This window comes from Mesorhizobium sp., assembly GCF_005063415.1.
Taxonomy (GTDB): Bacteria; Pseudomonadota; Alphaproteobacteria; order Rhizobiales; family Rhizobiaceae; genus Mesorhizobium.
Window position 1 is genome coordinate 284 of the sequence record NZ_SUEG01000211.1, and the last position, 6,288, is coordinate 6,571.

General features: G+C 64.0%; 6 protein-coding genes, 1 pseudogene and 1 riboswitch. Of the genes and pseudogenes, 4 read left to right on the plus strand and 3 right to left on the minus strand.

The features are described from left to right. Both E5W70_RS29835 and thiB read right to left on the minus strand, forming a co-directional pair. A partial coding sequence (locus tag E5W70_RS29835) for an ABC transporter permease subunit (protein WP_292664880.1) occupies positions 1-1,367 on the minus strand: 1,367 nt, incomplete at its 3' end. A 77-nt stretch (positions 1,368-1,444) separates the two neighbouring features. After that, a complete protein-coding gene (gene thiB / locus E5W70_RS29840; protein WP_292664875.1) occupies positions 1,445-2,458 on the minus strand; it encodes a thiamine ABC transporter substrate binding subunit in 1,014 nt (337 codons plus the stop codon). 43 nt (positions 2,459-2,501) lie between these two features. Next, positions 2,502-2,616, minus strand: a riboswitch (TPP riboswitch). Positions 2,617-2,743: 127 nt separating this feature from the next. On the opposite strand from thiB, the gene E5W70_RS29845 reads away from it, so the two are divergent. Genes E5W70_RS29845 through E5W70_RS29860 form a run of 4 tightly spaced genes read left to right on the plus strand, consistent with a single transcriptional unit; the run spans position 2,744 to position 5,816 of the window. Further along, positions 2,744-3,388 carry a thiamine diphosphokinase gene (locus tag E5W70_RS29845; RefSeq protein WP_292664876.1) on the plus strand — a complete coding sequence of 215 codons (645 nt, stop codon included), beginning with the start codon at positions 2,744-2,746 and terminating at the stop codon, positions 3,386-3,388. A 1-nt stretch (position 3,389) separates the two neighbouring features. Further along, positions 3,390-5,210, plus strand: a complete 1,821-nt coding sequence (locus E5W70_RS29850; protein WP_292664877.1) for an ABC-F family ATP-binding cassette domain-containing protein — start codon at positions 3,390-3,392, stop codon at positions 5,208-5,210. Positions 5,211-5,238: 28 nt separating this feature from the next. Continuing rightward, the gene (locus E5W70_RS29855) at positions 5,239-5,517 is read left to right on the plus strand and encodes a type II toxin-antitoxin system CcdA family antitoxin (RefSeq protein WP_292664878.1); all 279 of its coding nucleotides are present in this window, start codon (positions 5,239-5,241) and stop codon (positions 5,515-5,517) included. Beyond that, positions 5,517-5,816 carry a CcdB family protein gene (locus tag E5W70_RS29860; RefSeq protein WP_292664879.1) on the plus strand — a complete coding sequence of 100 codons (300 nt, stop codon included), beginning with the start codon at positions 5,517-5,519 and terminating at the stop codon, positions 5,814-5,816. The genes E5W70_RS29855 and E5W70_RS29860 overlap by 1 nt, the downstream gene beginning before the upstream one ends. 31 nt (positions 5,817-5,847) lie before the next feature. Here the strand turns inward: E5W70_RS29860 and E5W70_RS29865 are convergent. Beyond that, positions 5,848-6,288, minus strand: a pseudogene (locus E5W70_RS29865) (hypothetical protein); the annotation flags it as partial.

The window sequence follows — 6,288 nt, forward strand, 5'->3', positions numbered from 1 at the left end:
AGCCGCAACCGGGTCCAGCCCGAGATGCCAAGCTGCGCGCAGAGCCGTTCATGGCGTTCGCTCGCCGCGTCATAGGCTGGGCGGATGGCGCGGATGGCGAACGGCATCGCCATCACCGCATTGACCGCAACGACCATGACACGGGCGATCGCAAAGACATCGCTGACGGTGCGCAAGAGCAGGAACCAGCCGGCGCCGATGACGATGGGCGGCACCACCAGGACGAACCCCGCACCGGTGTCGGCCAGATGTTCGAGCAGCGTCCGCCGGTCGGTCCGCCGGGTGAGCGCCAGCGCCCGGCGCGCCATGACCAACGACAGCGACAACGCCACAGAGAGCAGCGCCGACAGGAGGGAGAGCACGGCACTGGTCGCCGTCGCTTGCCGCACCGCGCTCTCGCCGGCCAGGCGGCCGAGATCGGCGCCAAGCCCGGCCGCCAGCGTGGCCGCCATCGGCCCGGCGACAAACAGCAGTGCCAGCCCGATCACCAGTGCGTTCAGCCCGGTCTCGCCCGCACCGGCTGAAAAATACCGGCGCGGCGCCACCGGTAGATTGGCGTCGCCGACCATATTGGCGCCAAGCCGCGTCAATGCCAGCACGACGACGAAGGTCAGGGCAATTTGCAGCAGGGTGAGCGTCACCGCCCGCGCCGGGTCGAAGTCGAAACGCAGCGCCTGGTAGATGGCGACCTCCAGCGTCGTCGCCCGCGGCCCGCCGCCCAGCGTGAGCACGATGGTGAAGGATGTGATGCACAGCATGAAGACAAGCCCGGCGACCCCCGGCAGTGCCACGCGCAGCGTCGGCCATTCGATCAGCCGGAAGGCGGGTCTGGCGCCTATGCCGAGCTGGCTCGCCAGCCGCCATTGGTCGCCCGGCACGGTCTGCAACGCCTCCAGGAACAGCCGCGTCGCCAGCGGCAGGTTGAAGAAGACATGGGCGACGAGTATGCCCGACAGGCCATAGATGCCGGGCCAGCTCTGGCCGCCTAGCGCGCCGAGCGTGCCGGCAAAATAGCCGGCGCGGCCATAGAGCGCCAGGACACCGAGTGCGGCAACAATGGCCGGCAGCGCCAGCGGCACGGCGAAAAGCTGCAGGATGAAGCCTCGCCCGAAAAACTGTGGATGCCTCGACAGGGCACGCGCGACGAACAGCGCCGGCGCGACAGAGAGCAGCGTCGAAAAGACCGCCTGCCAGAGCGTGAAACGGGCGACGCGCAACAGATAGGAATCGAAAGCGGAAGCGGCGCCGGACAAGTCGCGTGTGGCTTCGACGACGAGCCCGGCGAATGCCCCGCCGATCAGCAGCGCAATGGCGCCAAGCGCGACGATGCCGGCAGTGACGCGGGAGTCAGGACGGCGAGCCTGCATTTCGCGCTACCCAGCTTAACGATGGGTGCTGAGAGGAGGAACTTGGCTGAGGTCGGGAACGAACACCATATGGAATCCTACTTGCTCATCGCCGCAAGCCACTCATCGACCCAGGCCTTGCGGTTGGCCGCGACTTCCTCCGGGCTGAACAGCAAGGTTTTGGTCGGTTTGACAAGCTTGTCGAACGCCGGGTTGAGCGGCTTGTCGGTTTTGCCGGCCGGGAACATCCAGTTGGTTTCGGGAATGACATCCTGGAATTTCGGTCCGGTCATGAAGGCAATGAACTTTTCCGCCAGCGGGTTCTTCGCGCCCTTGGTGGTGATCCCCGCAACCTCGATCTGCAGATATTCGCCCTCCTCGAAGGACGCCGCCTGATAGCGCTCGGTGTTTTCGGCAACCATGTGGTAGGCCGGCGAGGTGGTGTAGGACAGCACCATCGGCGCCTCACCCTTGGTGAACAGGCCGTAGGCCTCGCTCCAGCCCGGCGTCACCGTTAGCACCTTTGCCTTGAGTTTGGCCCAGGCTTCCGGCGCCTTGTCGCCATAGACCGACTTGACCCACAACAGCAGGCCAAGGCCCGGCGTCGAGGTGCGCGGATCCTGGATGACGATCTTGTCGCCGGCATCGCCCTCGACCAATTCCCTGAGGCTCTTCGGCGGGCTCTTCAGTTTTTCGGTATCGTAGACGACGGCGAAATAGCCATAGTCGAACGGCACGAAAATATCGTCGCTCCAGGCTCCCGGGACGCTGACGCCCGACACGGCGCCGTGCGGCGAAAACAGGCCGGTTGCCTTGGCGTCCGCAGTCAAATTGGTATCGAGGCCAAGCACGATATCGGCCTTGGTCGCGGCGCCTTCCAGCTTCACACGGTTGAGCAGCGCGACGCCGTCGGCGGCCGAGACGAATTCGACGACGCAGTTGCATTCGGCCTCGAAGGCCTTCTTCACCGCCGGTCCCGGACCCCACTCGGCGGTAAAGCTTTCATAGGTATAGACGGTCAGCTTATCCTGTGCCGATGCCTGCCCTGGCAGGGCCAGCGCGGATGCTGCAAGCAGGATAATCGAGACAAGAGAGTGGAAAAAACTGCGCATCGGCGCCTCCTTCGTTCGCGTTGAAAGGAATTGAGGCGTCGGGCTGTCCGAAACGTCTAATCCCTCCGCCGGTACAAACCGGATCAGGTTCAGCGGGTTGGCAGTCTTGCCTCTCAGCCGGTCCGCGAAGATCGCGTCCGGCACCCCGTTAGAGCGTTGCGACACATAGGCCCGGCCGAAGTGCTGCGCAAGCGGAAGTTTGCCGGGCATCCAAAGCCCAGCCTTCCGTTTCGTCTGCCGTTTCATCTTCCGTTTCCGGGGCAGGGCTGGTAAGGGCCACGAGATATGAGCACATTCACCATCCTGCTTGGCGGCGATCTCATCCGCACGCCGCTGCTCGACCGCCAGGTCGAAGGCTCCCGCGTCATCGCCGCCGATGCCGGCATCGGCCATGCCCGCATGCTGGGCCTGAGGCCGGAACTCTGGGTCGGCGATTTTGATTCCGTACCTGCCGATTTGCCGGAGGATCTGGCCGCCGTGCCACGGCAGGTGTTTCCCGCCGAAAAGGACAAGACCGACGGTGAACTCGCTATCGCCGCTGCGCTCGAACGCGGTGCGACCAGCCTTGTGCTCGCGGGCGCCTTCGGCGGCAAACGCACCGACCACATCTTCCTGCATCTGGCGCTGAGCGTCCGGCTGGCGGAAGGCGGAACGGAAGTGCTTTTGACCAGCGGCGCACAGGAAGGCATACCCTTGCTGCCGGGAAAGGTTGGCTTCGACTATGCCGACGGCACGCTGTTTTCGGTACTCGGCTTCTCCGATCTCGCCGGCCTGAGCGTCACCGGCGCCAAATGGCCGCTCGACCATGTCGAGGTTGCGTTCGGCTCGTCGCTGACCATTTCCAACGAGGTCAGGGGCCGGCTGGAAATCGCGCTGGCCAGCGGCCGCGCGCTGCTGCTCGCGCATCCTTTTCCCCTACCTGAAAGCTGACATGGCGCCGCCGCTTCTCAATCTCGACGGGATAAAGCTGACCTTCGGCGGCACGCCGCTGCTCGACGGTGCCGCCCTGACGGCTTCGGCTGGCGACAAGATCGCCCTGGTTGGCCGCAACGGCTCTGGCAAGTCGACGCTCCTCAAGATTGCCGCCGGGCTGATCGAGCCGCAGGACGGCGAAGTCTTCCGCCAGCCTTCGGCAACCGTCCGCTATTTGCCGCAAATGCCCGACATGGACGGTTTTGCCACCGTCCGCGCCTATGTCGAGGCAGGTCTCGGACCCGCCGACGATCCCTACCGCGCCACCTATCTGATGGAGCATCTCGGCCTGACCGGCGAAGAACGGCCGAACGACCTTTCCGGCGGCGAGGCGCGGCGCGCCGCACTCGCTCGCGTCATGGCGCCGGAGCCCGACATTCTCCTCCTCGATGAGCCGACCAATCATCTTGACCTTTCGGTTATCGAATGGCTGGAGGAGGAGCTTGCCCGCACCTCCTCGGCACTGGTCGTCATCTCGCATGACCGCCGTTTTCTCGAACGCGTGTCGCGCGCCACAATCTGGCTCGACCGCGGCCAGACCCGCCGTCTCGACAGGGGCTTTGCCTATTTCGAGGAATGGCGCGACACAGTGCTGGAGGAGGAAGAGCGCGAGCAGCACAAGCTCGGTCGCCAGATCGTGCGCGAGGAGCACTGGCTGCGCTATGGCGTGACGGCGCGGCGCAAGCGCAATATGCGCCGGCTCGGTGAGTTGCAGACCATGCGCCAGCGCTTTCGTGGTCATCGCGGCGCCGAGGGTGCGGCGACGATGATAGCCAGCGACGCCGCCGAATCCGGCAAACTTGTGATCGAAGCCAGGAACATCGAGAAGAGCTTTGGCGATCTGACCGTGGTCAAGGGATTTTCGACCCGCATCCAGCGCGGCGATCGCGTCGGTCTGGTCGGGCCGAACGGCGCCGGCAAGACGACGTTATTGAAGATGCTGACCGGCGAATTGAAGCCGGACGCGGGCACGGTGCGGCTCGGCACCAATCTGGAGATCGCCACGCTAGACCAGAAGCGCGAGGCCGTCGATCCGCAGGAGACACTGGCGCAGTATCTCACCGACGGTCGCGGCGAGAGCCTCGTCATCAATGGCGAGCAGCGCCACGTCGTATCTTACATGAAAGACTTCCTGTTCAAGCCGGAACAGGCGCGGACGCCGGTGCGCGAGCTTTCGGGCGGCGAGCGGGCACGGCTGATTCTCGCACGCGTCTTGGCGCGGCCGGCAAACCTGCTTGTGCTCGACGAGCCGACCAACGACCTCGACATGGAGACGCTGGAACTGCTGCAGGAACTGGTCGCCGGCTTTGCCGGCACGGTGATCCTGGTCAGCCACGATCGCGATTTCCTCGACCGCACCGTGACCAGCATCATCGCGCCGGATGGCGACGGCCGCTGGATCGAATATGCCGGCGGCTATTCCGACATGCTGGCGCAGCGCGGCGGCACCAGGCTGGACGACCGCAGGGCGCGGCCGAAAGCAGAAGCCGGTGAAGCGACGGCGGCAAGCAGGAACGAAGCGGCCGCACCGAAGGGTCCGGCGAAGAAACTGTCGTTCAAGCAGAAATTCGCACTGGAATCGCTGCCGAAGAAGATCGAGGCGGTGTCGGCCTCGATCTCGCGGCTGGAGAACAACATCGCCGATCCGGCCTATTACGAGCGCGACCCGGCCTCGTTCCAGAAGACGATTGCCGCGCTCGACAAGGAGCGCGTCACACTGGCAGCGCTCGAGGAGGAATGGCTGGAACTCGAGATGCTGCGGGAAGAAATGGAGGGGTAGTCCACTTCCTCGTTGCTGCAGCTCGGAAATGCGCATAGATTATGCGCATATTGCGGAGGCTGCCCTGCGCAAATTGGCATTGAATGCAATTCGCCAACCGGCAAACCTGTCGATAGATTCCAAACTCATGAAAGAAGCCAAAGGGCTGGACGTGAATGTCTCACGCGCGGCGGAAGCCGGCATTGCGGAGGCTGTCGCTGCGGAAAAGACCCGGCTATGGAAGCTCGAGAACCGAGCCACCATGGAAGCGTGGAACGACTATGCCGAGAAACACGGTATTCCGCTGAAAGAACATCGGCAATTCTGATGGCGCTCTACGATGTCTTCGCCGGCAGTATCGACGGCAGCTATCTACTCGACGTCCAGTCCGACATGCTTGATCACTTCAAGACCAGGGTCGTCGTTCCGCTTCTCCCGATGGCAACAACGCCGCCGCCGATGCGCAAACTCCACCCTCTCCTTGAGATCAGCGGGCGAAAAATGGTTATGGCCACCCATCTGATCGCAACGGTTCCGACGGACGAATTAGGCGAAAGCCGGATGAACCTGTCAAAGCATCACGAAGACATCGTGAGCGCACTCGACATGCTGTTCCAAGGCTTCTGAGCCAGAGAAGCGTTGGGCTGGTGAGCCGGCCTCAGCCCGCTGTCTTTGTCTGCCAGGCCTTCAGCGCCTCATCGAACACCTTCTCGCCGGGAATGCCCTTTTCCATGGTGAGCAGCGCCCGCCGCCCGGTCTTGTAGACGACCGGCACGTCGATCCAGTCCTGGCCTCTGAGCAAGGTCAGATTGGCGTCTTCATCCGCCTTGGTATCGTTGAGCGCAACGAGGAAGAAACCGTCGGCGATCTTGGCCGGGATGCCGATCAGCGGGCTGCCGGCATCCTGCTCGGAGCCCTTCATGGCGACACGCAGGATGTTGTCGACGCCGCCGCCCTCGAAGCCGTCAGGCGTCAGGAAGATCATCTCGATGATATGGCTGGCCGGCAGTGTCTGGTCGGTGTTGCGACGGATCGTCATGCGCAACTGGATGTCCTTGCCTGGAATGGTCGCCTCCGCGCGGATCGCCGGCTCCGGCGG

What these genes read in the sequence shown, in the direction of transcription:
- thiB (WP_292664875.1), bottom strand. Translation starts at nt 2,458, where the DNA reads ATGCGCAGTTTTTTCCACTCTCTTGTCTCGATTATCCTGCTTGCAGCA.
- E5W70_RS29850 (WP_292664877.1), top strand. Translation starts at nt 3,390, where the DNA reads ATGGCGCCGCCGCTTCTCAATCTCGACGGGATAAAGCTGACCTTCGGC.
- E5W70_RS29845 (WP_292664876.1), top strand. Translation starts at nt 2,744, where the DNA reads ATGAGCACATTCACCATCCTGCTTGGCGGCGATCTCATCCGCACGCCG.
- E5W70_RS29855 (WP_292664878.1), top strand. Translation starts at nt 5,239, where the DNA reads ATGCGCATAGATTATGCGCATATTGCGGAGGCTGCCCTGCGCAAATTG.
- E5W70_RS29860 (WP_292664879.1), top strand. Translation starts at nt 5,517, where the DNA reads ATGGCGCTCTACGATGTCTTCGCCGGCAGTATCGACGGCAGCTATCTA.